Origin of the sequence: Sinomonas sp., from assembly GCF_051955515.1 — a bacterium.
Classification (GTDB): domain Bacteria; phylum Actinomycetota; class Actinomycetes; order Actinomycetales; family Micrococcaceae; genus Sinomonas.
This window is the reverse complement of the sequence record NZ_JBQCGQ010000075.1, coordinates 1-26,453: the sequence shown is the minus strand read 5'-3', so window position 1 is coordinate 26,453 and position 26,453 is coordinate 1. Positions and strand designations below refer to the sequence as shown.

24 protein-coding genes and 1 pseudogene are annotated in these 26,453 nt (G+C 69.1%); 7 read left to right on the top strand and 18 right to left on the bottom strand.

The annotated features are described in order from the left end of the window. Window positions 1-33 precede the first annotated feature (33 nt). The 3 genes from ACTHL9_RS04200 to ACTHL9_RS04190 all read left to right on the top strand — a co-directional run bounded on the left by ACTHL9_RS04200 (window position 34) and on the right by ACTHL9_RS04190 (window position 4,241). The gene (locus tag ACTHL9_RS04200; protein ID WP_440517525.1) at window positions 34-651 is read left to right on the top strand and encodes a DUF3000 domain-containing protein; all 618 of its coding nucleotides are present in this window, start codon (window positions 34-36) and stop codon (window positions 649-651) included. A gap of 27 nt (window positions 652-678) precedes the next feature. Beyond that, on the top strand, window positions 679-2,049 hold the full coding sequence (locus ACTHL9_RS04195; RefSeq protein WP_440517523.1) for an HRDC domain-containing protein: 1,371 nt from the start codon (window positions 679-681) through the stop codon (window positions 2,047-2,049). Between the two features lie 62 nt (window positions 2,050-2,111). After that, the gene (locus tag ACTHL9_RS04190; protein WP_440517522.1) at window positions 2,112-4,241 is read left to right on the top strand and encodes a 3-hydroxyacyl-CoA dehydrogenase NAD-binding domain-containing protein; all 2,130 of its coding nucleotides are present in this window, start codon (window positions 2,112-2,114) and stop codon (window positions 4,239-4,241) included. 19 nt (window positions 4,242-4,260) lie between these two features. On the opposite strand, the gene ACTHL9_RS04185 is transcribed toward ACTHL9_RS04190, so the two are convergent. The 12 genes from ACTHL9_RS04185 to ACTHL9_RS04130 all read right to left on the bottom strand — a co-directional run bounded on the left by ACTHL9_RS04185 (window position 4,261) and on the right by ACTHL9_RS04130 (window position 19,822). Further along, window positions 4,261-4,827 carry a hypothetical protein gene (locus tag ACTHL9_RS04185; protein ID WP_440517521.1) on the bottom strand — a complete coding sequence of 189 codons (567 nt, stop codon included), beginning with the start codon at window positions 4,825-4,827 and terminating at the stop codon, window positions 4,261-4,263. A gap of 44 nt (window positions 4,828-4,871) precedes the next feature. After that, window positions 4,872-6,416 (bottom strand): ABC transporter ATP-binding protein, encoded by a 1,545-nt coding sequence (locus ACTHL9_RS04180; protein ID WP_440517520.1) that lies wholly within the window; start codon window positions 6,414-6,416, stop codon window positions 4,872-4,874. Further along, complete coding sequence (locus tag ACTHL9_RS04175) at window positions 6,413-7,228, bottom strand: energy-coupling factor transporter transmembrane component T family protein (RefSeq protein WP_440517518.1); 816 nt, start codon at window positions 7,226-7,228, stop codon at window positions 6,413-6,415. The genes ACTHL9_RS04180 and ACTHL9_RS04175 overlap by 4 nt, the downstream gene beginning before the upstream one ends. A 1-nt stretch (window position 7,229) precedes the next feature. After that, a complete protein-coding gene (locus ACTHL9_RS04170; protein ID WP_440517517.1) occupies window positions 7,230-8,081 on the bottom strand; it encodes an ECF transporter S component in 852 nt (283 codons plus the stop codon). Window positions 8,082-8,171: 90 nt separating this feature from the next. Further along, window positions 8,172-9,182, bottom strand: coding sequence for a nucleoside hydrolase (locus ACTHL9_RS04165; protein WP_440517548.1), 1,011 nt, complete (start codon window positions 9,180-9,182; stop codon window positions 8,172-8,174). Between the two features lie 62 nt (window positions 9,183-9,244). Further along, window positions 9,245-10,222, bottom strand: a complete 978-nt coding sequence (locus tag ACTHL9_RS04160) for an aldo/keto reductase (RefSeq protein ID WP_440517516.1) — start codon at window positions 10,220-10,222, stop codon at window positions 9,245-9,247. 30 nt (window positions 10,223-10,252) lie between these two features. Further along, complete coding sequence (locus ACTHL9_RS04155; protein WP_440517546.1) at window positions 10,253-10,795, bottom strand: hypothetical protein; 543 nt, start codon at window positions 10,793-10,795, stop codon at window positions 10,253-10,255. Between the two features lie 11 nt (window positions 10,796-10,806). Then, a complete protein-coding gene (locus tag ACTHL9_RS04150) occupies window positions 10,807-11,412 on the bottom strand; it encodes a DUF402 domain-containing protein (RefSeq protein ID WP_440517515.1) in 606 nt (201 codons plus the stop codon). After that, window positions 11,409-13,388: a 1-deoxy-D-xylulose-5-phosphate synthase gene (dxs, locus tag ACTHL9_RS04145; RefSeq protein WP_440517514.1), complete on the bottom strand. Its 1,980-nt coding sequence runs from the start codon at window positions 13,386-13,388 to the stop codon at window positions 11,409-11,411. The genes ACTHL9_RS04150 and dxs overlap by 4 nt, the downstream gene beginning before the upstream one ends. A 134-nt stretch (window positions 13,389-13,522) precedes the next feature. After that, window positions 13,523-16,372 carry an aconitate hydratase gene (locus ACTHL9_RS04140; protein WP_440517513.1) on the bottom strand — a complete coding sequence of 950 codons (2,850 nt, stop codon included), beginning with the start codon at window positions 16,370-16,372 and terminating at the stop codon, window positions 13,523-13,525. A 148-nt stretch (window positions 16,373-16,520) separates the two neighbouring features. Next, on the bottom strand, window positions 16,521-17,852 hold the full coding sequence (locus ACTHL9_RS04135; protein WP_440517511.1) for a class I SAM-dependent RNA methyltransferase: 1,332 nt from the start codon (window positions 17,850-17,852) through the stop codon (window positions 16,521-16,523). Next, on the bottom strand, window positions 17,849-19,822 hold the full coding sequence (locus ACTHL9_RS04130) for an APC family permease (protein WP_440517509.1): 1,974 nt from the start codon (window positions 19,820-19,822) through the stop codon (window positions 17,849-17,851). The genes ACTHL9_RS04135 and ACTHL9_RS04130 overlap by 4 nt, the downstream gene beginning before the upstream one ends. 78 nt (window positions 19,823-19,900) lie before the next feature. On the opposite strand from ACTHL9_RS04130, the gene ACTHL9_RS04125 reads away from it, so the two are divergent. Together ACTHL9_RS04125 and ACTHL9_RS04120 are read left to right on the top strand one after the other, a co-directional pair. Then, on the top strand, window positions 19,901-20,575 hold the full coding sequence (locus ACTHL9_RS04125; RefSeq protein WP_440517508.1) for a potassium channel family protein: 675 nt from the start codon (window positions 19,901-19,903) through the stop codon (window positions 20,573-20,575). Beyond that, complete coding sequence (locus tag ACTHL9_RS04120) at window positions 20,572-21,291, top strand: potassium channel family protein (protein WP_440517507.1); 720 nt, start codon at window positions 20,572-20,574, stop codon at window positions 21,289-21,291. Before ACTHL9_RS04125 ends, ACTHL9_RS04120 begins: the two co-directional genes overlap by 4 nt. Window positions 21,292-21,325: 34 nt before the next feature. Here ACTHL9_RS04120 and ACTHL9_RS04115 read toward each other — a convergent pair whose 3' ends face one another. The 4 genes from ACTHL9_RS04115 to dut all read right to left on the bottom strand — a co-directional run bounded on the left by ACTHL9_RS04115 (window position 21,326) and on the right by dut (window position 23,615). Beyond that, a complete protein-coding gene (locus ACTHL9_RS04115) occupies window positions 21,326-22,021 on the bottom strand; it encodes a DUF3159 domain-containing protein (RefSeq protein WP_440517506.1) in 696 nt (231 codons plus the stop codon). Continuing rightward, window positions 22,022-22,333, bottom strand: a complete 312-nt coding sequence (locus ACTHL9_RS04110; protein ID WP_440517505.1) for a hypothetical protein — start codon at window positions 22,331-22,333, stop codon at window positions 22,022-22,024. Further along, window positions 22,326-23,036: a DUF3710 domain-containing protein gene (locus ACTHL9_RS04105; RefSeq protein ID WP_440517504.1), complete on the bottom strand. Its 711-nt coding sequence runs from the start codon at window positions 23,034-23,036 to the stop codon at window positions 22,326-22,328. The genes ACTHL9_RS04110 and ACTHL9_RS04105 overlap by 8 nt, the downstream gene beginning before the upstream one ends. A 63-nt stretch (window positions 23,037-23,099) precedes the next feature. Then, complete coding sequence (dut, locus tag ACTHL9_RS04100; protein ID WP_440517503.1) at window positions 23,100-23,615, bottom strand: dUTP diphosphatase; 516 nt, start codon at window positions 23,613-23,615, stop codon at window positions 23,100-23,102. A gap of 24 nt (window positions 23,616-23,639) precedes the next feature. Between dut and ACTHL9_RS04095 the strand changes: the two genes are divergently transcribed. Continuing rightward, window positions 23,640-24,122, top strand: coding sequence for a DUF3093 domain-containing protein (locus ACTHL9_RS04095; RefSeq protein WP_440517502.1), 483 nt, complete (start codon window positions 23,640-23,642; stop codon window positions 24,120-24,122). A 24-nt stretch (window positions 24,123-24,146) separates the two neighbouring features. Here ACTHL9_RS04095 and ACTHL9_RS04090 read toward each other — a convergent pair whose 3' ends face one another. Continuing rightward, on the bottom strand, window positions 24,147-24,446 hold the full coding sequence (locus tag ACTHL9_RS04090; RefSeq protein ID WP_043122976.1) for a DUF4193 domain-containing protein: 300 nt from the start codon (window positions 24,444-24,446) through the stop codon (window positions 24,147-24,149). 233 nt (window positions 24,447-24,679) lie between these two features. Between ACTHL9_RS04090 and sepH the strand changes: the two genes are divergently transcribed. After that, window positions 24,680-26,035: a septation protein SepH gene (sepH, locus tag ACTHL9_RS04085; protein WP_440517501.1), complete on the top strand. Its 1,356-nt coding sequence runs from the start codon at window positions 24,680-24,682 to the stop codon at window positions 26,033-26,035. Between the two features lie 2 nt (window positions 26,036-26,037). On the opposite strand, the pseudogene ACTHL9_RS04080 reads toward sepH, so the two are convergent. Then, window positions 26,038-26,453 (bottom strand): annotated as a pseudogene (locus tag ACTHL9_RS04080) (thymidine kinase); the annotation flags it as partial.

Genomic DNA, 26,453 nt, shown 5'->3' with positions numbered 1-26,453 from the left:
GGGGCACGCTGGGACCCTCGGACGTACCCTGTGATGGTGACCGCATTAGCTCAGCTGCCTGCGGAGTTCCTGAGTGCCCTGCGCTCGCTGCGCGCCGCCGTCGGCCGCCCCGAGCTGAGGCTCCAGGAGATCCCGGCCCCCGCCAGGCTTGCGCCGTACGCCGTTGCCCTCGAGGCCGAGGTCCTCGACAGCGCAGCGCCCTCGGCGAGCGATGCGGGAGGAAGCGACGACCCCGGCGCGGCTCCTGAGCTCGCCACCGGTCGGTTCATCCTGCTGCATGATCCGGAACCTCCCGCAGTGTGGCAGGGGACGTTCCGGATCGTGACCTACATCCGGGCGCGTCTCGAGCCCGAGATGGCGGAGGACGCCCTTCTCGGGTCAGTGGCCTGGACATGGCTCGTCGAGGCGCTCGAGAAGCACCGCGCCGACTACACAGCCGCGGGTGGCACCGCCACACGCGTCCTCTCGGAGAGCTTCGGGACCCTGCAGGGGCGGCGGGAGTCGATTGATATCGAGCTGCGAGCCTCGTGGACACCCCTGAGCTCAGGGGTGAAGACACATCTCGAGGCGTGGGCGGACATGATCTGTGCGTTCGCCGGCCTCCCTCCCCTTCCCGACGGGGTCTCACCACTGCCGCGCCGCAGAGACTGACCCCTTCGGGCGTAGACTCAGGAAATCATGACCGCACAGTCTCAGGACTCTCCCCGGGCCGGTTCGGAAGCCGACCCTTCCGCAGGCTCCGCAGCTCAGACCATGCCAGAGCAGAACGGCGAGCAGACCCACGTCCGCGTCCCGGGATTCGAGGACCCGATTCCCGCCGTCGTGGAGCTGGATGCCCCGCGCGACGGCGTTCCCCTCGTGATCGAGACGCAGGAGGGTCTTGAGCGCGCCGCACGGGCCATTGCGGCCGGGACCGGCCCCGCCGGCGTCGACGCCGAAAGGGCCTCAGGATTCCGGTACGGGCAGCGAGCCTTCCTCGTGCAGATCAGGCGCGACGGGGCGGGGACCTGGCTGATCGACCCCGAGCCGTTCGCCGATCTGTCGATTCTGGGAGAGGCGCTTCGCGGCGTCGAATGGGTCGTGCACGCCTCAACCCAGGATCTTCCGTGCCTTGCGGAGCTCGGAATGTGGCCCGACCGGCTCTTCGACACCGAGCTGGCCGCCCGGCTCGCCGGCCTTCCGCGGGTGGGGCTCGCCGCCGTCGTCGAGCAGCTCCTCGGGTTCGGCCTCGCCAAGGAGCATTCGGCCGCGGACTGGTCCACCCGTCCGCTCCCCGAGCCGTGGCTGCGGTACGCGGCCCTCGACGTCGAAGTCCTCGTCGAGCTCCGCGACGAGCTTGCCGACCTCCTCGAGGCCCAGGGGAAGCTGGGGTTCGCAGAAGAGGAGTTCGCGGCGATCCTCGCCGCGGGACTCCCCGAGCCCAAGCCGGACCCGTGGCGGCGAACCTCGGGCGTGCACCACATCCGGGACCGCCGCCAGCTGGCGGCCGTCCGGGAACTGTGGGTGGAGCGGGACGCTCTCGCCCGCAAGCGCGACATCGCGCCGGGCAAGCTCATCCCCGACTCGGCGATCGTCGCCGTCGCCCGCGCCATGCCCTCCACGGTGCCCCAGCTGCTCGCCACGAAAGGCTTCCACGGCCGCGCGGCCCAGCGGGAGGCGCCGCGTTGGCTGCGGGCGATCTCCGCCGCCCGCTCGCTCCCGGTCGGTGAGCTGCCGCCCCTGCATCTTCCCACGAATGCACCTCCGCCGCCTCGAGTCTGGGAGGATCGCGACCCCGAGGCGGCCGCACGGCTCCAGACGGTGCGGCCCCGCATCGCAGAGCTGGCGGACGACCTTGGGATGCCGTCCGAGAATCTCCTGACGCCCGATCACCTCCGGCGTGCCGCGTGGCGGCCGCCCGAGCCGCTCACCGCCGAATCGCTCGCCGCCGCGCTCCGAACACTCGGGGCACGGCAGTGGCAGATCGATCGGGTGCTCGCCACCGTCCTCGACTCCTTCGAACATCCCAAGCAGTTGAGTCCCCGGAAGAGGGCGGCCGCGGACTCCTAGGCGTTGCCCTCGAAGTTACCCGCCAGTAACATTGGGTGCGGAACTACAGGAAGGGCCAGAAGATGACGCCGTCTGCTTTCGATCGGTTCGACGCCCTCGCGTCGCGGGTTCCCGGGGAGGCCGTCACCCACTCCCTCGTCGAGGACATCACAGTGCCGGGCGCGACGATCGCTCTGATCACCCTCGACAACCAGCTCGGAGCCTCCAAGCCCACCACTCTGGGGCCGAACACGCTCGTCGAGCTGGGCCGGACGCTCGAGATCCTCAGGGACCGTGCCATAGCCGGAGAGATCGACGCCGTTGCGGTGACGGGCAAGCCCTCCTATCTGGTTGCGGGCGCCGACCTCACAACGGTCAAGCAACTGCGCGAACGGGAACTGGGGACCCAGATGGCCCGGCTCGGACACGCCGCCTACGACCTCCTGGCCGACCTCGGTGTGCCGACCTTCGCCTTCATCAACGGTGTGGCCCTCGGCGGAGGGCTGGAGATCGCTCTGGCCTGCACCTATCGCACGGTCTCGGCCGACGCCCAGGGCATCGGCCTCCCCGAGGCCTTCATCGGGCTCATCCCCGGCTGGGGCGGGGTCTACCGCCTGCCGCGACTCATAGGCCCCGAGGCCGCGCTCAAGATCATGATCGAGAATCCCCTGGGGAACAACCGGACGATTGGCGGCCCCGAGGCCTTCGACCTCGGAATCGCGGACGCCCTGTTCGCAGGCGAAGACTTCCTCGCCCAGTCGCTCGCCTGGGCCCGAGACGTCCTCGCGGGGAGCATTCCGATCGAACGCCCGCACGCCGCCGACCCCGCGTCGGGCGACCCGGAGGTGCTCAGCCGATGGGACGTCGCGGCGAAGGCCGCTCGCGCCGTCGTCGCCGCCAAGACGGGCGATGCGGCCCCCGCCCCAGCCAAGGTTCTCGACGTCTTCGAAGCCGGGAAGCTCGCGACGCAGGAGGAGTCGGCTGAACTCGAGGTCCTAGCCCTGACGGAGCTCATGCAGACCCCGCAGTTCCGCGACACTGTGTACGCCTTCCTCGACGTGGTCCAGCGCCGGGGCCGGCGCCCTGCCGGGGCACCGGACGCGAGCCTCGCCCGACCCGTGACGAAGGTCGGGGTCGTGGGGGCGGGGCTCATGGCCGGCCAGCTCGCACTGCTGTTCGCGCGCCAGCTCAGAGTCCCGGTGGTCATGACCGACATCGACCAGGCACGCGTGGACAAGGGCGTGGCCCACGTCCACAGCGAGGTGGACAAGCTTCTCGCACGCGGGAGCCTGTCATCCAATTCGGCGGATCGGGTGAAGGCTCTCATCACCGGATCCGTGTCGAAGGAGCCCTTTGCCGATGCCGACTTCGTGATCGAGGCCGTGTTCGAGGAGCTCTCCGTCAAGAAGCAGGTCTTCGCCGAGCTCGAAGCAGTGGTCTCGCCCGAGTGCATCCTGGCCACCAACACGTCCTCCCTCTCGGTCACGTCCATGGCCGAAGGCCTCGCCCACCCGGAACGGGTCATCGGCTTCCACTTCTTCAATCCCGTGGCCGTCATGCCACTCGTGGAGATCGTGCGCGCCCCGAAGACCGACGAGGCGGTGCTGGCAACAGCCTTCGTCCTCGCGGCCTCGCTCAAGAAGACCGGCGTGCTCGTGCGCGACGCGGCCGCTTTCGTGGTGAACCGGGTCCTGCTCCGCCTGATGGGCGAGGTCACCGCGGCCTTCGACGAGGGAACCCCGGCGGAGGTCGCGGATTCGGCCCTGGCCCCGATGGGCCTCCCGATGACGCCCTTCACGCTCGCCTCGATGGTGGGGCTTCCGGTCGCTCAGCACGTCTCGGAGTCGCTCCGCGCTGCGTTCGGCGATCGCTTCCACGTCTCCGCCAATCAGCAGGCGCTCATCGACGCGGGGATCAAGGGTCTCTGGGCCACCACGGCAGACGGCGGGAAGGAGATCCCGGCATCGACCATGGACCTCCTGAGTTTCGGGGGTTCGCCCTCAAGCTCCGAGCAGGTGCTGCGGCGCTGCCAGGACGCCCTCGCCGAGGAGATTGGCCTCATCCTCGAGGAAGGCGTGGTTGCCGGACCTGAGGACGTGGACCTCTGCATAATCCTGGGGGCTGGGTGGCCGATGCATCTGGGCGGCATCACGCCGTACCTCGATCGGGTCGGCGCCTCCGAGCGCGTGAACGGGCGCGCATTCCATCCCTGACCCCGCAGCCTTCGCCTGATCACCCGGGGCCGAAGCCTCCAGCCAGGAAGTCGGCCAGCCGACTGCCGAGGCGGGCGAGGGCCTCGGGCCGCTCGCCCGCAAAGGTGAGCACGCCGCCCCACGCGCTGCGCACGGTCACGCCGTCGCGGACCCAATGGGTTCCCGCGCGCATGCCGCCCGCTACGACGTCGTAGCGCTCAGCGCGGACCGATCTGCCGTCTGGCAGCTCGACCGACTCGAGTCCCGCGCGGCGGATCTCCGCCGGGGCTGGCGGCGTATCGGGCCGCGCTTCATCCACGCGGCCGAAGCTCGCTCGGCGGCGCTCCGACCGGGAGAGCCGCTCGAGCAGAAGGTACTCGCCCGTGGCAGGGAGGGTGTCGACGCCGAGACCAGCCTCCTCCCGCCAGACGCCCGCAGAAAGCGCCCCGGGCTCCATCCGGTAGCGGAATCCAGTCCAGGTGTCCCCCGAGGATTCCAGGCGCAGGAGGGTCTCGGACGCAAACGCGGAGCCGGCGCCGTCGTCGAAGGCCACACGCGTGATGAGGAGGTCTCCGTCGAACCCCCGGAAGACAGCTCCCTGGCGCACGCCTCCGACCCAGAGGCTCTCCCACCGCTCCCATGCCGACCGCACTAGCCGACCCGCAGTTCCCTGAGATGTCCGCCGGACAGGCCTACCATGCGATGGGCGTGGCAGCGCGCCCACGCGAGGGCGTGCGTTGAGAGCACGACGGCGGCGCCCCCCTCAGCCGCGGACCTCACCACAGCTTCAAGCCGGGTGAGTCCGCGCCGGTCAAGGCCCACGGTCGGCTCGTCGAGCAGCAGCACCTTGGGCGCTCGCGCCAAGGCCGTGGCGAGGGCAAGGAGCCTCTGCTCCGAGGCTGAGAACTCGTACGGATGCCGGTCAGCCTGGGTCGCGAGGCCGACGGCGTCGAGTGCCGCGAGCGCGGAATCACGCCAGTCCCGCTTCGCCAGCCCGAGTCTATGCAGGCCGAAGCCGACCTCCCGGAGGGCGCTGCGCTCGAAGAGCTGGTCCCGGGGATCCTGAAACAGGGTCCCTACGGTCTCCGCGATCGCCCCCGCAGGAGTCTGGTTGATATCGCGTCCGTCAATTCGGACGGTTCCGCTCATGGGGCGGAGCAGACCCGCAAGATGGCGAAGCAGCGTCGACTTCCCCGCCCCGTTCGGACCCGTGAGTGCGAGCACTTCGCCAGACCAGACGGTGAAGGAGACATCACCGAGGACAAGCCCTTCTTGCCCGTCCACCCTCTTGCCCGTCCGGTACGAGAACGTCACGCCGTCCATCTCCGCCGCCGGAGAACCGCTGCTTGCGGTATCCCTCCCAGCAACAGCCGGCAAAGCGGCGGGGCAGTTGCCGTCATCGGTCCTCAGCACGCCGGACCGCTCGAATGCGCGCGAACCCAAGACGTCGGCCGGAGCTCCCTCCGCCGCCACGGTTCCCGCCTCGAGCAGAAGGCAATGCGTGGCCTGGAGGGCGAGGCTGTGGGCTGCGGCGGCAAACAGGACGACGGCGGTGCCCGAGGCGCGCAGCTCGTCGATGACTCGAGCGAGGGCTTCCTCGCCCTCTGCGTCGAGCGAGGCCGTCGGCTCGTCGAGCAGCACCACGTCCGGTCGAGTGATGATCGCGGCACCGAGCGCGAGCCGCCTCTGCTCACCGCCTGAGAGGCCCGCGGGGCGTCGCCCCAGGAGGCCCTCGAGCCCAACGGAGCGTGCCGTTGACCGCACGCGGGCCTTCATCTCTTCCCGCGGTACGCCCTGCTGCTCCAGGGAGAAGGCGAGCTCCTCCCCTGCCCCCGAAGCGGCCCCCGTGAGCAGGTCCGACGGCCGCTGGGGAACATAGGCAACTCGCGCTCCCCACGCCCCGAGATGAAGGCGAGGATCGGCGTCCGAACCGGCGAATTCGAGCCGTGCCTCCGACCCGTCGCCAGCTGCAAGGTGGAGCGTTCCTGCGAATCGCGCGTGGCCGGGCGCCACGGCCCAGCCGGCGAGCACCTTGGCGAGCGTCGACTTGCCGCTCCCCGAGGCGCCCAGCACGGCCGTGAGCGAGCCCGCCCGCAGCCCAAGCCGAACGCCGTGGAGCACAGGGGCGTCGCCGTCGTCGTACGCGAAGCTCTTGATGTCCGCGGAGAGGACGGGCGCGGCAGCATCGGCAGTCACCCGGCGCTCCCGAAGGTCCCGACGACTGCCGGGACCACCACCGACGCGACCACAGCGAGGCTCGCCACGGCGAGCGACCAGCGGACCCATCGCTGGAGCCGCGAGTCCGGCTCCTCGACATAGAAGGTCCGGCGACCCCGAAGGGAGGAGCCACGGGCCTCGAGCGCGGTGGCCCGCTCGCCCGCCTCGTCCACCAGCTGAAGGACGAGCGGCACGACTTGGAGCCTCGCGGCGACCACGCGTCCTGCGATCCCACGGCGCACCACGAGCCCACGCGCCTCCTGCGCCGCCCGGATCCCCGCCAGACGCCCGCTCACGGCGGCCGCGAGCCCCAAGGCCGATGCGAGGACGAACCCGAGCTGCGCGGGTACCCCGCGCCGCACCAGAGCGACACGCAGCGTCGCGACGTCCACCCACAGCGAGAAGGCGAGCATGACGACGACGAGCGTCGCCGTCCGCAGAACGAACAGTGCTGCGTAGTCGAGGCCCTCCGCGGTCACCCGGGCCGGGCCGACCTCGGCAAGGACTGTTCGGCCCTCGGGGAAGAACAGGCCGTGGATCGCGAGCGCCCACAGCGCGAAGGGGACCACCACGACGGAGCCTGCCGCCGCCACGCGCGAGAGGACACGCGCCCGCGACGCGGCCACGAGGGCTGCGGCAAGGACCGCAAGCCACACCGACCACGACGCCCACGCGAGGCAGACCACCACCGCGGCTCCCGCCAGGACCAGCCCGGTCAGCGGATTGAGGCGACCACGAGGGGCCGATCCGTCGTCGGGGCGGTCCGGGCCAGGGTGCTGCGGAAGGGTCACGTCACGCGGCCGGCGCGGCCTCGCCGTCGGCGCCCCTCGCAGTGCTCTTGGCTCCCGCGAGCACCCGGTGCTTGCGCACGAAGGCGAAACGCTGAGTGCTGCGGCGGGGCAGCGCGTAAGCCAGCGCGGCGGCCACGACGAACGTTACGAGCTTGTCGGAGAGGTCCGAGATGATGGCGCCCTTCGTGACCGACTCGGCGAGGCTGTCGCCGGCTGCCCGGAAGACCGCGATGACGACACCCGTGGCACCGGTTGCGGTTCCTCCGAACACTGCGACCGCGACCGGCGCGGCGATGAGCGCCGCGATGAAGCCCGTCACGATTCCAGCCAGCGGCAGCACGTAGAACCGTCGGACCAGGCCCATGCGCGCTGTCAGCCCGGCCAACGCACCAATCGCCGCGGCGCCCGCCGCAAACGGCAGCACGGTGGGATTGAAGAACGACCACACGAGGGTGCTCAGCAGCCCTGTGGCCGCGCCCGCGGCCGGACCCGCGAGGAACCCGACGAGGACGGTCCCGATCGAGTCGAGGTAGATGGGCACTAGCGTGGTGCCCACGAACTGGCCGAGCACGATGTTGAGGACGAGCGCCACGGGGATGAGGGCGAGAGTCGTTGTGGGAAGCGTGGGCAGGATGCCTGCGAACAGGAACACCATGGCCAGGCCATAGCCGGTGAGGGCAACGAGGGCCGATGCGGCGGTCGGCCCGTTCACGACGTCGGCCGGCTGGGAGACGATGAGGAAGGCGTAGGTCGCGACGACGGCCAAGGCCCCGAGGACGGTGAGCGTGATCCTGAGGGGTGAGCGGCCGGGCGCGTCAACCGTCAGCGAATGCGACGTCAGGGGATGCGACATGGGAAGGCGCTGTCCTTCGATGGTGGGAACGTTCTGGATAATGCCCGCCTATGTCACCTCGACGGGGGCCCTACAGGGCCGTACATGATTCTAGTCGAGCCGCCGGGCGAGCGCTCCGAGCGCGGAGACCAGCTCGGCGAACGCCTCGGCGGGCCGGTTGTCGCTCACGATCCTCGCATTCGGCGCCTCGCCCCAGAGTCCCCGGTAGTCGGCGACCGTGGTCCCCAGCAGCCGCGGCGCCTCAGTCTCGACGTGCACCGTCGCGGTGCGCGCGGCGTACCACGCCGTCCCCGCGGCAACGCTCGCGGCGAAGTAGTCATGGACGTGGGCGACATAGCCTTGGTCGTAGTCACGGTGGAACTCGAAGTAGAAGCGCAGCATGTCGCTCACCTGCCGCACCAAGGCGCTGGGCGCCGTGCTTCGCTGTCCTCGCGGGTGCTCGGGAAGGACGAGCTCAGGCGCGCTGCACCCCGCTGCCTCAGCCAGCGCGGCGACGTGCTCGGGCCGCATCTCGATCCGTTCCGTCGTCTCGAGCGAGCACACGATCGGCAGGCGCGCCTCCGGCTGCCGCGCGAAGGCCGCGAAGACGTCGGCCGCCGCGTGCGGATCAACGTGGGTGTTCCATTCCGCCGTCGGCGTCGTGTTGCCCTGGTAGTAGTAGGACCCTCCCATGATGACAACAGACTTGAGCAGCTGGGGAAGCCTCGGTTCCGCACGCAGGGCGAGCGCGAAGTTCGTCAGCGGGGCGGTCACCAGCGCGGTGAGCTCGCCGGGTCGAGCCCGTGCCGCCTCGACCCATAGCTCGACGGCGTCCGTCGGCTCGCTCCCTCGGCGGGCTTTCGGGAGTTCCGCGTATCCCATGCCCTGAGGACCATGGGTCTCAGGGGTGGTGACGAGCGGGATCTGGAGGGGCTTCCGGGCGCCGATCGCGACCGGCACGTCCGTGCGCCCGCACAGTTCGAGGAGCGCGAGGTTGTTCTGGGCGACCTGGTCTGCATCGACGTTTCCCGGCGTGCTGGTGACAGCGACGAGCTCAACGTGGGGCTGGCTGCAGAGATAGACGAGTGCGAGCGCGTCGTCGATGCCCGTGTCGCAGTCCATGAGGATTGAGACGGGTTCGCGGCGCGGCTCGTGGACGACCGGGCGGGAGGCCTCGTGCACGCCTAGAACAGTGCCACTTTGGGCGTGCGCGGGAAGATGTCGTCGAGTTCGTCGAGGTCTTCGCGGCTCGGCTGCCACGAGGCCGCCTGGGCGTTCTCGCGGATCTGCTCCGGCTTCGTGGCCCCGGCGATGACGCTGGAGACGGACGGCTGCGCCGCGAGCCACGAGAAGGCCACCTGCAGCTCGGTGAGGCCACGCTCCTCCGCGAAAGCCGAGAACCGGTCGAGCTGGTCCCAGTCTGCGTCATGCACGAGGTTGGTCCGGGTATGCGACAGCCGCGAGCCCTCCGGCGCCGTGCCACGCGAGTACTTGCCCGTGAGCAGTCCGTTCGCGAGCGGGAAGTACGGCAGGACGCCCAGTCCGAACGCCTCCGCGGCCTGCGTCACCTCGAGTTCGGCGCGGCGGTCAAGGAGGTTGTAGTGGTTCTGGCTCGAGACGAACGGAGTGTAGCCGCCCATCCGTGCCACGTATTCCGCCTCGGCGATCTGCCAGCCAGCCCGGTTCGAGTGCCCGATATAGCGCACCTTGCCCTCGTGGACCAGGTCGTCCAAGGCCGAGAGGGTCTCCTCGACTGGAGTCTGGGGATCCGGCGTGTGGAACTGGTAGAGATCGATCCACTCCGTGTCGAGCCGCCGCAGCGAAGCTTCCACCGCCTGGGCGATGTACCGCCGCGATCCTCGCGCGCCGAAGTCCTGGCCGTTCGCACCATGCATGTCCATGCCGAACTTCGTGGCGATCACCACGTCATCCCTGCGGCCTTTGAGGGCGCGGCCGAGCATCTCCTCGCTCAGGCCCGGCGTCTTGCCGTACACGTCGGCCACGTCGAACAGGGTGATGCCCGCATCGATCGCCGCGTGAACTACGGCATCGGTGCCTTCCTGGGTCTCAGTCGGGGTGTTGGCCCGGCCTAGATTGTTGCAGCCGAGGCCGACGGTGGACACAGTGAGGCCAGACCGGCCCAAACGGCGGTAGTCAGTCATAGCGCCAGCCTACGCCCGCGAGGAGCGCAGTCAGAGCGAGAAGGTGCGGACTCCCGCCGGGGCGTGCTTGAGCTTGAAGGTGTCCGGCGCATCGGGAGCCGCCGCGGCGATGGAGAGCTTGGTGAAGTCGCTCGTCGCCTCCCGCAGGCACGATTTGATGGCGGTCACGGCCTTGTTCACGTCGACACAGCGCGTGAAGATCGAGAGCTTGCCCTCGCCGATCTGGCTGCCTTCGACGGTGCCGAGGCCGCGCCAGGCGAGGTGCGCGGTGAGAGCGCGCACGGCTTGACGCTCGAGGAAGCGATCCCGGTCCGTTCCGGCCTGGGACTTGAGGGCGAACTGGGCGATCACGCGATGCTGCGCATCCTCGGGGATCTCCGCGAAGCCGTCTGCTTCGCACTGGGCCTCGAAGGCGGCGATGAGCTCTTCGCCGGCGGCAGCATCGACGTCGTCCGTCGCGTTCGACGCGGCGAGGTGCCCCACCGTCCCGTGGTTGACCACGAACTGGCTGGCGTCCTCGTCGTGCCAGGCCTCGCGGAACTCCAGGGCGCCGTCCTCTCGACGGCGATACATGCGCACGTAGCTCACCGGGTCTCCTTCCGTCCCTTGGCCATCCATTCGTCGGCGGTGCCGTCGAAGGGCCCTGTGGCGTCCCGGACTGCTGCGAGGAGGCGCGCGCACTCCTGCTGGACCGCGTCCACCAGAGCCTGCGGGTAGTGCATGCTCACGCGATGCTCCTCGAACTCGTCCTCGTCGTCCACGAAGACTCCCCGCACGGACGACTGGATGACGTCGAGGTCCATGTCGACCATGTGGAACTCCACTGCCCCGGATCCCGTGGGCGAAGCGTCCCGGATGCGATGCCAGGACAGGTCCCACGCGAGGTCCACGTAGACGCGGAACTCTCCCGGGTTCTCGTCGTCGTAGAACGTGGCAGCGTATGCGCCCTCGCGGGGGACGAGGAGGACCGCGTCCGTGAGAGTGTGAAGCGCCATGCCCGGCCGCGAGATGAACTCGCCGCGGCCCTGGTAGATCCACCAGCCGTGCCGGTCCTCGCCGAGGTGCACCCCCGGCACGACCCAGTGGGCACCGCCGTCCCACTTCCGGTTCCGCGCCACGACGAGGTCCCCCGGGCGCGGGAGATCGCGGGGCAGCGGCGCCACGGCGGGTGCGAGGGTTTCGGGAATCACAGCTGCGGGAGGCTCCCGGTACTCGGCGCCGGCTGTCCCGGGAGCGGCCGCGCGAAGGGGACCTTGGTGCCGAGGACCTGCGCGACGATGTCGTGCGTGACCTGCCGGGCTGTGAGGCCGACTCGTGCGAGCACCTCGGAGCGTGTGCCATGGTCGAGGAACTCGGCCGGCAGCCCCACTTCGTTCAGCGCGGTGTCCACACCGGCTGCCCGCATCTCCTGGCGGATGCGGGAGCCCACTCCGCCAGCCCGCACTCCATCCTCGAGGCACACCACGATCCGGTGCTGCGCCGCCAGCCGGACGACGCTCTCCGGGACCGGCAGGACCCAGCGTGGGTCGACCACGGTCGAGCTGATTCCCTGGTGGTCCAGGCGCTCGGCAACCTCGAGTGCGAGCTCGCTCATCGCGCCGACCGCAACGAGGAGGACGTCTGGGCCGCTTCCATCGCTCTCGGAGCCAGCCCTGCGCAGGACGTCCACACCGTCATCGAGGCGTTCCAGCGCCTCGGTCTCGGGGCCGACCGTGCCCTTCGAGAACCGGACGACCGTCGGGGCGTCCGAGATTGCGACCGCCTCCCGGAGCTCTTCCCTCAGCCGTGTCGCATCCCGCGGCGCGGCGAGATGCAGGCCGGGGACGCTTTGGACAAGTGCCATATCCCACTGGCCGTGGTGGCTCGCCCCGTCAGGACCCGTCACGCCGGCCCGGTCCAGCACCACGGTCACGCCGGCCTTGTGCAGCGCGACATCCATGAGCAGCTGGTCATACGCGCGGTTGAGGAACGTCGAGTAGACGGCTACCACGGGATGGAGGCCTCCGAAGGCCATGCCCGCGGCGCTGGTCATCGCATGCTGCTCCGCGATGCCGACGTCGAACACCCTGTCCGGGTGCCGCTCGGCGAACTTGTGGAGGCCCACCGGGATCAGCATGGCCCCCGTGATGCCGACGACGTCCGGCCGCTGGTCCGCGATGGCTGCGATCTCGTCGGCGAAGACACTGGTCCACGACGCCGCCCCGCCCGAGCTCACCGGCTCGCCGGTGAGCGGATCGATGACGCCCACCGCATGGAACTGGTCGGCCTCGTTCGCCCGTGCCGGGGCGTAGCCGCGGCCCTTCTCGGTGATCGCGTGGACGATCACCGGCCCGGCGAAGTGCTTCGCGGCCGTGAGCGCGTTCTCGAGCGCCCTCTCGTCGTGCCCGTCGACGGGACCGAGGTACTTGAGCCCGAGGTCCTCGAACATGCCCTGCGGAGCCCACCAGTCCTTGACGCCTTTCTTGGCCGCATGGAGGCTCTTGTACGCGAAACGGCCCACGGGGCCGCCCTGCTGGAGGCGCTGCTTCCAGAACTCGAGGGTGCCCTCGTAGGCGGGGGCAGCGCGCACGGCGTCGATGGCGGGCCGCAGCGAGGCAAGGTAGTCCGCGAATCCCCCGACTGTCGGGGCGTACGATCGCCCGTTGTCGTTGACCACGATCACCACGCGCCGATCCTTGTCCGCGGCGATGTTGTTCAGGGCCTCCCAGGCCATGCCGCCCGTGAGGGCGCCGTCGCCGACCACCACGACCGTGTACCGGTCGCCTTGACCGGTGAGCTTCCGGGCCTTGGAGATGCCGTCCGCCCAGGACAGCGACGAGGACGCGTGCGAGGACTCGACGACGTCGTGCTCGCTCTCAGTGCGCGAGGGGTAGCCCGAGAGCCCGCCCTGCTGGCGAAGCGTCGAGAAGTCCTGCCGTCCGGTCAGAAGCTTGTGCACATACGACTGATGGCCGGTGTCGAAGATCACGCTGTCGCGCGGCGAGTCGAAGACACGATGGATCGCGAGGGTGAGCTCGACAACACCCAGGTTGGGGCCGAGGTGCCCACCCGTCTGCGCGACATTGCGAATGAGGAATCGGCGGATCTCTTCGGCCAGATCCGCCAGCTCTTGGGAGGTGAGGCGATCGAGGTCTTTCGGTCCGCGAATGCTCTCCAGAATGCCCAAACGGCGGCTCCTTGCTCGAAACATGCTCAACCCACTGTAGCGCCTCGCGCGGCGAGGCCCAGATCCGTCATGGATACGGGAAGGGCCCCCACCCTTGGGGTGGAGGCCCTTCCCGTCAGCCTGTCAGGTGGCGATCACTTCGCCGAGATCTGGCGAAGGACGTACTGCAGGATGCCGCCGTTGCGGTAGTAGTCCGCCTCACCGGGTGTGTCGATGCGCACGACGGCGTCGAAGGACTTGGTGCCGCCGTCCTCAGCCGTCGCGGTCACCTTGACCGTCCGGGGCGTGGAGCCCTCATTGAGCTCGGTGATGCCCTCGAAGGAGAACACCTCGTTGCCCGTGAGGCCGATCGTCGCGGCGGATTCGCCCTCCGGGAACTGCAGCGGGAGGACGCCCATGCCGATGAGGTTCGAACGGTGGATGCGCTCGTAGCTCTCGGCGATGACGGCCTTGACGCCGAGGAGGGCCGTGCCCTTGGCTGCCCAGTCACGGGACGAACCCGAACCGTACTCCTTGCCCGCGAGGACGACGAGAGGCGTGCCCGCCTTCTGGTAGTTCATCGCGGCATCGTACACGTACGCCTGGGGAGCACCGTCCTGGGTGAAGTCCTTCGTGAAGCCGCCCTCAACTCCGTCGAGGAGCTGGTTCTTGATGCGGATGTTCGCGAACGTACCGCGGATCATGACCTCGTGGTTCCCGCGGCGCGAGCCGTAGGAGTTGAAGTCCTTGCGCTCCACGCCATGCGAGAGGAGGTACTGGCCCGCAGGCGTGTCCGACTTGAACGAGCCGGCTGGCGAGATGTGGTCGGTGGTGACCGAGTCGCCGAGCTTGAGCAGCACACGAGCGCCCTCGATGTCCGCGACGGGCTCCGGCTGCGCCTTCATGCCCTCGAAGTACGGGGGCTTCCGGACGTACGTCGACTCGTCACTCCACTCGAACGTCGAACCGGTCGGCGTGGGGAGGGACTGCCAGCGCTCGTCGCCGTCGAAGATCGTCGCGTAGGACTTCGTGAACATGTCCTGGTCGATGGACGCGTCCATGACCTGCTGGACCTCGGTCGGGTTCGGCCAGATGTCCCGGAGGAACACATCGTTGCCGTCCTGGTCCTGGCCGAGGGCCTCCGTCTCGAAGTCGAAGTCCATCGTGCCGGCGAGGGCGTAGGCGATGACGAGCGGCGGGGACGCAAGGTAGTTCATCTTGACGTCCGGGTTGATGCGGCCCTCGAAGTTGCGGTTGCCCGAGAGGACCGACGTGACCGAGAGGTCGTTGGCCGGGATAGCCTCCGAGATCTCCGTCTCAAGCGGGCCCGAGTTGCCGATGCACGTGGTGCAGCCGTAGCCGACCGTGAAGAAGCCGAGCTTCTCGAGGTACGGAACGAGGCCGGACTTCTCGTAGTAGTCGGTGACGACCTTCGACCCGGGGGCTACGGAGGTCTTGACCCACGGCTTCGAGGCGAGGCCCTTCTCCACGGCGTTGCGGGCGAGGATCGCTGCCGCGAGCATCACCGACGGGTTCGAGGTGTTGGTGCAGGACGTGATCGAGGCGATCGTGACGGCGCCGTGGTCGAGCTCGAATTCGCGCCCGTCCGCCATCTTCACGTGGATCGGCTGCGTCGGGCGGCCGAAGGCGCCGCTCGCGGCCGACTCGATGGGGTTGGCAAGCCGCGCCGTCTCGTGGACGTGGCTGTCGGCCTCAGTCGTCGAAGGCGAATCGGAGGCGGGGAAGGACTCATCGATCGTCTCGTCGACTGTCCCGGCCTCGGGGTGGCCATTGGAGATCTGGACGTAGTTGTGCAGGTCCTTGCGGAACTGCTCCTTGGCGTCCGAGAGCTCGATGCGGTCCTGCGGCCGCTTCGGGCCGGAGATCGAGGGCACCACCGTGGAGAGGTCGAGCTCGAGGTACTCGGAGAAGCGCGGCTCCCGCGAGGCGTCGTGCCAAAGCCCCTGCTCCTTCGCGTACGCCTCGACGAGGGCAATGCTCTCCTCGGCGCGGCCCGTGAGGCGGAGGTAGTCGAGCGTGACCTGGTCGATCGGGAAGATCGCGGCGGTCGAGCCGAACTCAGGGCTCATATTGCCGATCGTTGCGCGGTTCGCGAGCGGGACCTCGGCCACGCCCTCGCCGTAGAACTCGACGAACTTGCCCACCACACCGTGCTTGCGGAGCATCTCGGTGATGGTGAGGACGACGTCGGTCGCGGTGGCGCCGGCCGGGATCGAGCCGGACAGCTTGAAGCCGACCACCCGCGGAATGAGCATCGAAACGGGCTGGCCGAGCATGGCGGCCTCCGCCTCGATGCCGCCGACACCCCACCCGAGGACGCCCAGGCCGTTGACCATCGTGGTGTGCGAGTCGGTGCCGACGAGCGTGTCCGGGTAGGCGCGCAGCACCTTGCCCTCGGGCGTCTCGACCTCGCGGGTCATGACCGTGCGGGCGAGGTACTCGATGTTGACCTGGTGCACAATGCCCATGCCCGGCGGGACGACCTTGAAGTCCTCGAAAGCAGTCTGGCCCCACCGCAGGAACTGGTACCGCTCGCCGTTGCGCTGGTACTCGATCTCCATGTTCCGCTCGATCGCGCCGGCGTTGCCGAACACGTCGATCTGCACGGAGTGGTCGATGACGAGCTCGGCGGGTGCGAGCGGGTTCACGCGCTCGGGATCGCCGCCAAGATCCTTGATGGCCTCCCGCATGGTCGCGAGGTCCACGACACACGGAACGCCGGTGAAGTCCTGCATGATGACGCGGGCAGGGGTGAACTGGATCTCAGTGCTCGGCTGGGCATTCTGATCCCAGCCCGCCAGCGCACGCACATGCTCAGCAGTGATGTTGGCACCATCTTCGGTGCGGAGAAGGTTCTCGAGCAGAACCTTGAGGCTGAACGGGAGGGTCTCCGAGCCCTCAACCGCGCTCAGACGGAAAATTTCGTAATCGGTTCCTCCGACGTTCAGTACGCCCTTGGACCCGAAGCTGTCCACAGTGCTCAATGCACCACTCCTCTCGCAACACTGCCATCTTTGTCGCGCACAAGAAGCGTTGCTAGTTAGGCAAGCCTTAGCTAGCTTGCGTCCTGACGCGAAGGGGCTCCCGGTTCAAAGCCATCCTAGTTCGGGCACCCGTTCCAAGCGACGGGAGTCACCATCCCGGCGTGAGCAGTGCGACAGTTTCCACGTGGTGGGTCTGCGGGTACAGATCGAACGCCCGCAGCCACTCCAGCCTCCACCCGCCGTCGCGGAACCAGCCGAGATCGCGAGCGAACGAGGCTGGATCGCAGGCCACGTAGGCGATGGCGCGCGGGGCGAGGTCGACCAGACCGCGCACGACTTCCCGCCCCGCCCCGGCGCGGGGAGGATCGAGGACGACGGCGTCAAATCGGGTCCCGGCGTGACGCCGCAGCACTCGCTCGACTCGCCCTTGGACGACGTCGACCTGCGGCTGCCGCTTGAAGGTCCGCCGCGCGTCGCGGCTGGTCCCGGGGGAGCCTTCGACAGAGAGAACAGCGCCTGAGGGACCGACGGCCGCGGCCAGAGGAGCCGTGAAGAGGCCAGCCCCGGCATAGAGGTCGGCCGCGGCCGAACCCTTCAAGAGCGCCGGTTCGACCGCATCAAGCGCCGCGCGCATCAGGGTCTCGGGGGCACGGCGGTGGATCTGCCAGAACCCCTCACCCGTCACGGTGTAGTGGAAGCCCTCGACCTCCTCCGTGACCGAGCCGCGTCCTCGGAGGGTCAGTGGCGCTCCCCCGTCGGGGCCTACCGCGCTCACCGAATCGCGCGGATCCACCGCCTCGACGAGTTCGGCGAGACGCGAAGAGTCCAAGCCGTCCTGCAGCGTGAAGATGACAAGCGGTGCGCTTCCGGCCGACGGAGCAGCCACCTCAACCCGCTCGACGCCAGAGAGGTCCGTGTCCCACAGCCCGAGGTCCTCGATCTCCTCGACGGCGAGAGGCATGTCCCGGATCGGCACCACGGCGTCGGAGCGGTGGGCGTGCATCGCGAGGCGCCCCTCGCCGTCGACCGCGAAGCTGCAGCGCGTCCGCCAGTGCAGCCCCTCGCTGGAGGAACTCCCGCCATCGACGGGCACAGGCTCCACGACGACGTCGAGCTCCACGTGCGCAAGCCGCGAGAGCTGCTCGCGCACCACGGCGGCCTTGAGCCGGCGCTGCTCCGAGAGCTCGATGTGCCCGAACTCCGCCCCGCCCACGGGAAGAGTTCCCGCGGCATAGGCAGAGGGCGAGTCGGCGGGGGCCCAGACATGGGGGCGTCGAGAGGGAGCAGGATCGAGGACCTCGACGACATCCGCCCGCCAGAACTTCTTGCCCTCCTCCGCCTCCGTGAGCTGCACGCGGACGAGCTCTCCGGGAATGCCATGGCGGACAAAGACGACGCGCCCTTCGTGCCTGGCCACGGTATGACCCCCATGGGCGATGGGGCCGAGCCGGAACTCGAGCAGGGGCAGGGTCTCGCTCACAGTTCCTGCAGCTTCCTCGACGCCTCCGAGGACTTGAGCTGCCACGGCACGCTCGCCACCATGACCCCCGGCTCGAAGTGGAGCCGCGTCTTGATGCGCAGCGCCGTCTGGTTGTGGACCAGCTGCTCCCACCATTTGCCCACCACGTACTCGGGGATGTACACGACGATGAGATCGCGCGGGGATTCGCGCCGCATGCTGTCGATGTACTCGAGCAGCGGCGTGACGGTCTCGCGGTAAGGGCTCGCCAGGACGGTCAGCGGAACAGGGATATCGAGCTTCTCCCAGTCTGCAATCGTCTGGGCGGTCTCCTCCGGGCTGATATCGACCGTCACCGCGTCGAGCCGGGAAGGCCGCGACGCACGGGCGTACGCGAGGGCGCGGAGCACGGGCTTGCGCACGTGGGAGACGAGCAGGACGGCGTGCACGCGGCTCGGCAGGGCGCGCGCCGAGGCGTCGTCGCCGACGGCGAGCTCGCGGGCCACGCTGACGTAGTGCGCCCGGATGCTCCACATGATGAGGAACAGGACGAACATGGCCAGCAGGGCGATCCAGGCGCCGTGCTCGAACTTCGTGATGAGGACGATCACCAGGACCGTGGCCGTCATGCCGAAGCCGATCGTGTTGACCACCCGGGACCGCTGCATGCGCTGGCGCACGCTGCGGTCCTTGACACGCTTGAGCTCCCTGGTCCAGTGGCGGATCATCCCGAACTGGCTCGCCGTGAACGAGACGAACACCCCGACGATGTAGAGCTGGATGAGTCGGGTCACGTCTGCATCGAAGGCGACGATGAGCACGAGGGCGCCGGCCGCGAGAAGGATCACGCCGTTGCTGAAGGCGAGGCGATCGCCGCGGGTGCGCAGCTGACGCGGGAGGAACCCGTCCTGGGCCAGGATGGACGCGAGGATGGGGAAGCCGTTGAACGCGGTATTGGACGCGAACACGAGGATGACGCCGGTAGCGGCCACCACGATGTAGAACGCGACGCTTCCGCTGCCGAAGACGGCATCGGCGATCTGCCCGATCGCCGGCGTCTGGATATAGTCGGACGACAGCGGCGCGCCCCCTGCCCGTAGTTCGCTCGCGGGGTCCTGGACGATGTGGACGTGGGTCGCGTTGGCGAGGAAGAGGATCCCGGCGAGCATGCTCGCCGCGACCACGCCGAGCAGCAGCAGCGTCCTGGCTGCGTTGGCGCTCTTCGGCGGCCGGAAGTTGGGGACGCCGTTGCTGATCGCCTCGACCCCCGTGAGGGCGGCCGCGCCGGATGAGAAGGCCCGGAGCAGGAGGAAGGCCCCCGCGAGCCCGACGAGCCCCTGATCGAATTCAGTCGACGGGACGATCTCGAAGCCCGCGCTCACGGCGGGCCTCAGGTTCCCGGTGAGGAACTGGAACAGGCCGACGAGCGTCATGCCGATGATCGAGGCCATGAAGATGTACGTCGGCGCGGCGAACACCGTTCCGGCTTCCTTCACGCCGCGCAGATTGACGAGGGCCAGGACGAGGACGCCGACCACGGCGATCGCCGCCTGGTCCCCCTCGAGGGACGGGACCGCCGTCGTCAGGTAGTTCGCCGCGGAGGACATCGACACGGCGACGGTGAGCACGTAGTCGACGAGAAGCGCCGACGCGACGGTGAGGCCCGCGAACCGGCCGAGGTTCGTCGTCGCAATCTCGTAGTCGCCGCCGCCCGAAGGGTAGGCGTGGACGTTCTGGCGGTAGGAGGCTACGACGGTGAGCAGGACGAGCATCACGGCGATGCCCACCCACGGCGAGAGGGCGACGGCGCTCACCCCGGCCAGGGCAAGGGTCAGCAGGATCTCGTCGGGCGCGTAGGCCACCGAGGAGAGCGCGTCGGAGGCGAAGATGGGAAGTGCGATCCGCTTCGGGAGGAGCGTGTGGCTCATCCTGTCGTTGCGGAAGGGACGCCCCACGAGCACCCGTTTCACCGCGTTGAATATCTGCAGCACGAAGACACGGTATGCGCTGCGCGCGGCAAGTCATAGTCGCACGCAGCTGAGAGGCTGTGGATTCGGTAGATTGAACCTGTGGCTCATTACGTCATCATGGGATGCGGGCGCGTTGGCGTGTCCCTCGCCCACACACTCGAGGACTCGGGCCATTCGGTGGCCATCATCGACCAGGACGACCGCGCCTTCCGGCGCCTTCGGCGCACCTTCGGCGGGCGGAAGGTCACGGGCATCGGCTTCGACCGCGACACCATGCGCCAGGCCGGCATCGAAGAGGCCTATGCGTTCGCCGCGGTGTCCAGTGGCGACAACTCCAACATCCTGGCCACCCGCGTAGCGCGCGAGACCTTCCATGTGCCACACGTCGTGGCGCGCATCTATGACCCGGGCCGCGCGGAGATCTACCAGCGGCTCGGCATCCCCACCGTGGCCGCGGTGCGCTGGAGCGCCGACCAGGTCCTGCGCCGGATCCTGCCCGAAGCCGGAATCGCGGGAGACTTCCGGGACGCCTCCGGCAGACTCGTCCTCACGGAAGTCGGTCTCGATGCTGGATGGCTCGGCGAGCCGATCACCGCGATCGAGAAGGCAGCACCGGTCAGGGTGGCGTATCTGACGCGATTCGGAGAGGGCGTCGTCCCTGCCCCGAGCACGAGCTATCAGGAAGGCGACACCGTCCACGTGATGATGCGGCTCGAAGACTCCTCGGAAGTCGGCCGCATCCTGTCGGCGCCGCCGGTGAAGGAGGGGCTGTGAAGGTCATCATCGCGGGCGCGGGCAGCGTCGGCTCATCGATCGCGCGCGAACTCCTCGCGCACCGCCACGATGTGCTCCTCATCGACCCCAAGCCAGAGGTCATCGGCCGCAGCGGACTCCGAGGCGCGAAGTGGCTCGTCGGAGACGCCTGTGAGATCTCGACCCTCAAGGAGGCCCGCGTCGACGAGGCCGACGTCGTGGTGTCCGCCACGGGAGACGACAAGGTGACCCTCGTTGTCTCCCGTCTGGCCAAGACGGAATTCGGCGTGGGGCGCACGGTCGGGCGGGTGAACAATCCCAAGAACGACTGGATGTTCGACGGCTCGTGGGGTGTCGACGTGGCCGTCAACACCCCGCGCCTCATGACCGCGCTCGTCGAGGAGGCCGTCGAAATCGGCGACGTCGTCCGCCTCCTGACCCTGCAGACCGGGGTCGCCTCCCTCGTCGAGTTCACCGTCCCGCAGCACTCGGAGCTCATTGGCCGGACCGTCGGTCAGGTCGAGTGGCCGGCCGACGCCACCCTCGTAGCGATCCTGCGCGACCAGTCGCCGATCGCGCCGAGCGTCGACGACGTGATCGAGCACCGCGACGAGCTGTTCTTCGTCACGACCCTTCCCGCCGAAGACGAGCTGCGGCATCTGCTCGCCCCCGGCAACGGACAGGAGTCCGAGGAGCTGCCCGCAGACGAGAACGAGGACGACCTGTTCGACGGGTAGTGCCCTGGGCGCCCGGGTGGGTCAGCGCACGTGCTCAGCGTTCCTCGGCTGAGACGGCTGGCCGCGTGACGAGCCACGCGAGCCAGAGGCCGAGCGCATAGAGCGGCACCCCCAGGATGAGCCGCATGGTTCCGAGGGCCACGAGCCCCGGATCGCCCATGAGGTAGAGGGGAACCTCGACGACGAGCCGCAGGGCGAGGACGGCGACCATGATCCACGTGCCGATCCGATACTGCCGAGACCGCTGTGCGTCCTGGCGCCAGTGGACGCCCTCGCTGCGGAGGAGCCCGAACACGACGCCCATGAGCGGCCACCGAACCGCAATCGAGATGACGAGCGCCAGAATGTACGCCGCGTTCGTGAGGAACCCCGAGATGTAGAAGTTCTCCGCTTTGCCAGTGAAGAGCGCGAGAGCCGCCGAGACCGCGATTCCGACGACGCCTGCGAAGGCCTGAGTCAGCGGAGTCCGCGTCACGAGGCGGGCGACGACGAAGACCGCCGCGACCACGAGGGAGAGCACGGTCGAGAGCACGAGGTCCCGCAGGATCGTGAAGGCGACGAGGAAGACGACGCCCGGAACCACGGACTCGAGGACTCCCCTGACGCCGCCGGCGCTCTTGAGGACGTTGATGCGGCCGTCCTCGTGGCGGTGCACCCCCGCCTTCGCAGCGTAGGCCGCCGCGAGCTCGGCGGCGCTCGGCTCTTCGCGGGGCTGCCCCTCGGTGCTCATTCAGTCCTCCTTGGCCAAGATCTCGTACCGCGGGTTGTAGATGGTCGGCTCGCCGTGGGGTGCCGAGAGCATCCCCGAGAAGCGGAGCGGGGTCCCAGCTTCGATCCCGCGGATCCGCCTGCGGCCGAGCCAGAACAGGCGAATGGCCGGCCCGCGGCCGGGGCGTTCCGCGTCCGGCGATTCGATCACCGCGCTGAAGCTCGGAGGCTGGCTGGGTGGCACGAACGTCACCGACCGGATGACTCCTTCGCCTTGGACCACGCCGCGCTCGGGGATCCGGGAGAAGTCGAGCGGTGCGCTCCGATCAGCCAAGATGCGTGATCTCCGGCCCTCGCTCGGGGGCCGTCAATCCGGGGTCGGTCCCCTGCTCCGGCTGGGCCTGATCGACCGGCAGCCGCAGCGGCAGCAGCTCGCTCGGCGGCAGCGGAGCCTCTCCGCGGTCCACGACGACGGAGCGGAACAGCTCCTTCAGCTCCTCGGCTGCGGCGGGATCCGTCACGGCGTTGCCGGACATGACACCGCGGAGGAACCACCGGGGTCCGTCCACGCCCATGAAGTGCGCCACCCTGTAGCCGCGGCGACCATCCGCCGTGGACGTCGGCAGCTTGGCGATCAGCTCGGGACCGAAACTGCCCTCCGCCTCCTCGACCGTGCCGCCTTGGCTCGCCACAGACTGCGCGATCTGGGCACGGATCTCGCCCCAGAGCCCTTCGGTCCGGGGGGCGGCGAAGGCCTGGACTTGGAGGCTGGAGCCGTTGAGGTCCATGGTGACCGCCACCACACGGCGCGTTGTCTCTTCGACTTCGAGCCGGATCTGCAGGCCCTCGACGGGCCGGATCAGCAGCGCCCCCAGGTCAACGTAGCCGACCGTCGTGTCCTTCTCGCTCGCGTCGAAGGGCCCGGTGGTCGATCTCCCATAGCCGCTCTTGTCCGGCTCCTGGCCTCGCTCGGGCGTGCCGAGCACCGAGGGATCCTCAGCCGTCAGCTTGGCGTTCTTGCCACGTCCGAACAGCACGTCAACAACTCCTTCAGTCAGCCGTCCGGGGCGAGCGCTCAGCGGTCCCCGGCCGTGCAGGCGCTAGTGCGCCCCGAATCCCCCGGTGGAGCCGAAGCCGCCGGTCCCCCGCGCCGACTCGGAAAGCGAGGCGACGGGGACGAAGCGCGCGTACTCGACGCGCTGGATCACCATCTGGGCAATTCTATCGCCGCGGCGAAGTGTGAGTGCCTCGTGCCGGTCCGTGTTCAGCAGGGTCACCGCGATCTCGCCGCGATAGCCAGCGTCCACGGTGCCCGGTGCGTTCACGACGGTGAGGCCGTGGCGCGTGGCGAGGCCGGACCGGGGGTGGATGAGGGCCACGAATCCGAACGGGAGGGCGATGCTCACTCCGGTCGGCACGAGCCGCCGCTCGCCGGGCTCCAGCGTGACATCGACCCGCGAGCAGAGATCGGCGCCCGCATCCCCGGGGTGGGCATACGACGGCGGCGGGAGGCCGTCGTCGAGCATCACCACTTCGACGTCGAGGCTGGGCTGCCAGGCGAGGGCGGCCTCTGGACGGTCCGCGGTGGCTTCTGAGGTTGTGGCGTCTGAGGTCACCCCACCACTCTATAAGCTGGAGGCATGCCTGAATCGCCCTCTACCGGTCCCCTGCCCCGTGACACCACGGCCTCCGTCTACAGTGAGAAGCTGTGGCCGGCCCTGTGGGTGTGGATCGTTGTGGTCGGCGTCTCCGGTGCCTGCATCCTTGTGCTCGCCCCCATCAGCATCGCGGCCGGCATCATCGGTGCGATTGTCGTCTTCCTCGTGCTCGTCGGAGCCTTGATCGCCAGCACGCCGGCCGTGGTCGTCACGCCGCGCGAACTGCGCGCCGGCCGTGCGGTGCTGCCGCGCGAATTCATCGCCTCGGCTGAACCGTTCACGGGCGACGAGGCCACCGCCGAACGCGGGACGCGCCTCGACGGACGTGCCTATCTCTGCCTGCGCGGCTGGATCTCCCCCGTGGTCCGGGTCGAGCTCGACGATCCGGACGATGCGACGCCGTACTGGCTCGTTTCAACACGACGGCCAGCGCAGCTGGTTGCCGCGCTGGCCGAAGGGCGCTGAACGGACTGCATCAGCAGTCCCCGATCAGCCCTCGCATTCCTTGCAGTAGTAGAGCCCGTTCTTCTCGCGGGCAATCTGCGACCGGTGGCGCACGAGGAAGCAGGACGCACACGTGAATTCGTCTGCCTGAGCAGGCAGGACGCGTACGAGCAGCTCCTCGCCGGAGAGGTCGGCGCCGGGCAGCTCGTAGCTGTCGGCGGCCTCGGCCTCATCCTCGTCCACCGAGGCGGACTGCTTGTCCGTGCGCCGCGTCTTCAGCTCCTCGATGGAATCCTCGTTGAGCTCTTCTTCATTCTTGCGCGGCGCATCGTAATCGGTCGCCATAGTTATTCGTTCACGCTCCGGTTGGTCACATCAGTCACGTGGACACTCCACGTGGTCCACTCTCTAACGCACTCGGCCCCCATTTTGTGCCCAGTGACGGGGAGATTGTTCCCGATCGCGCGCGGAATTGCCACTCGGGACGCCAGAAGTCGCGGCACACCGAGGGATTGCCCGGAAATCCGGGCTCGAGGATGGCACAGTTCTCGGAGGACTAGGCAAAGCTGGAGGCTTCAATGCGGGAGCAACCGCAGGACAATCTGCAGGACCTTCGCCTCGTCGGCGTGCACGACGACGGGCAGCATCTTCTGCTGAGCGCCAACTCGGGTGAGCTCTTCCGTCTTCGCCTCGACGAAGCCCTGCGGCGCGCCGTCGCGCGCCCGGCTCCCCAGCGCCCCATGCCCAGTGACGGCGCCACCATGTCGCCGCGCCAGATCCAGGCTGAGATCCGGGCGGGCGCGACTGCCGAGAGCATCGCCGAATCCTCGGGCATCCCCTTGGACCGCGTCCGCCGCTACGAATCACCCGTCCTCGCGGAGCGGGAGCACATCGCCCAGCTGGCCCAGGCCGCCGAGATCGGCCCGCCACCGCCCACGAATTCCGCCTTCGCCGCCGAATTCGGGACTGGCCCTGCCCGCCTGGGAGACCTGGTCTCCCATCGCCTCGCCGTCCACGGCATCGATCCGTCGACGGTCGAGTGGGATTCGTGGCGGCGCCGAGACGGCATGTGGACCGTGGTTGCGCGGTTCACGCTCCCCGAGGGCGCACCGGCGTCGATCGGCGAGGAGCCGCCGGCCATGTGGACCTTCAATCCGGTGCGGCGCGGCGTGACGAACGCCAACCGCTGGGCCCAGCAGCTCAGCGAGCTCGAACCGTTGGACGGACCCACGTCTCCCCGCCGGCTCTCCGTGGTGGACAGGCCGTTCGATGTCGAGGCCGCGCCCGAGCCCCTTCCCGAGCCTCGCGACGCGGAGGCCGAGCTCCTCGACATGCTCAGGGCGCGCCGAGGCCAGCGTCTGGGGGTGGACGAGAACGGGGACGACGCGCTTGCGCTGCTCCTGACCCAAGGGATTCCTGCCGCGCATCCGCGCCCGTCCGAGACGCCGACCGAGCGTCAGCGGCAGGGCGAGGAGCGGGATGGGGAACCGCAGCGGCCGAGGCGCCTCGAACCCGTGCGCGACTCGGCGCCGTCGAGGTTCCCGGACACCACAGCGAACGACGACGACGGTCCGGGCCACGAGGACGGTCACCTGCGGCTTGCGCCGGGGTTGGGGTCTGCAACGCGCGAGATCACGATCGTGCCGCGGCCGACGGCACCGGCTGCCCCGACCGAGGACCGCCACGAGGTCGCGCCGCGCGAAGATGCCGAGGGCCGGACGCCGCCAAGCGCCGCAGAGGAGGCACCTTCGGAGGCCGCGCAGCCAGAGCCTGTGCAGCCCGAGCCTATGCGGCCCGAACCGGTGGACGGGCGCAAGGCTGAGCGAGAGGCGCCCTCACTCGGTGCGTCGGAGCCCACACGGCGTTCGTCCCGGCCCAAGCGATCGTCGATCCCGAGCTGGGACGAGATCGTCTTCGGCACGAAGAGCGAATAGCCTCACTCCTCGAACGGCAGCAGCTGATCCTCCTCGTGGAGGATGTTGGCAAGGGCTGCCGTGCGCCCTTCCCGGTAGTGGCGGCGGCAGAGCGTCTCATACCCGATCTCGCGGGTGGGCAGGCGCTCGGTGCGGACGTCTGCGACGAGGACCTGCGCGCCTTCGACGATCATCCGGCCGTCCAGCGTGCGGGCATTGTGAGTGGCCCGCCGTCCGCACCAGCATAGGGTCTCGACCTGCAGGAGCTGGATCCTGTCCGCGAGCTCGACGAGGCGCTGCGACCCCGGGAACAGCTGGGTGCGGAAGTCGGTGAGGATCCCGAAGGCGTAGACGTCCGCGTCGAGTTCATCCACCACGCGCGCGAGTTCGTCGACCTGTGCCGGAAGGTAGAACTGAGCCTCGTCGCACACCAGATAGT

Bases quoted from the DNA above. Each gene is read 5' to 3' on its own strand.
- ACTHL9_RS04095 (WP_440517502.1), top strand. From the start codon at position 23,640: ATGCCTGAATCGCCCTCTACCGGTCCCCTGCCCCGTGACACCACGGCC.
- ACTHL9_RS04170 (WP_440517517.1), bottom strand. From the start codon at position 8,081: ATGTCGCATCCCCTGACGTCGCATTCGCTGACGGTTGACGCGCCCGGC.
- ACTHL9_RS04200 (WP_440517525.1), top strand. From the start codon at position 34: ATGGTGACCGCATTAGCTCAGCTGCCTGCGGAGTTCCTGAGTGCCCTG.
- ACTHL9_RS04155 (WP_440517546.1), bottom strand. From the start codon at position 10,795: ATGTATCGCCGTCGAGAGGACGGCGCCCTGGAGTTCCGCGAGGCCTGG.
- ACTHL9_RS04190 (WP_440517522.1), top strand. From the start codon at position 2,112: ATGACGCCGTCTGCTTTCGATCGGTTCGACGCCCTCGCGTCGCGGGTT.
- ACTHL9_RS04160 (WP_440517516.1), bottom strand. From the start codon at position 10,222: ATGACTGACTACCGCCGTTTGGGCCGGTCTGGCCTCACTGTGTCCACC.
- sepH (WP_440517501.1), top strand. From the start codon at position 24,680: ATGCGGGAGCAACCGCAGGACAATCTGCAGGACCTTCGCCTCGTCGGC.
- ACTHL9_RS04195 (WP_440517523.1), top strand. From the start codon at position 679: ATGACCGCACAGTCTCAGGACTCTCCCCGGGCCGGTTCGGAAGCCGAC.
- ACTHL9_RS04090 (WP_043122976.1), bottom strand. From the start codon at position 24,446: ATGGCGACCGATTACGATGCGCCGCGCAAGAATGAAGAAGAGCTCAAC.
- ACTHL9_RS04165 (WP_440517548.1), bottom strand. From the start codon at position 9,182: ATGGACTGCGACACGGGCATCGACGACGCGCTCGCACTCGTCTATCTC.
- ACTHL9_RS04115 (WP_440517506.1), bottom strand. From the start codon at position 22,021: ATGAGCACCGAGGGGCAGCCCCGCGAAGAGCCGAGCGCCGCCGAGCTC.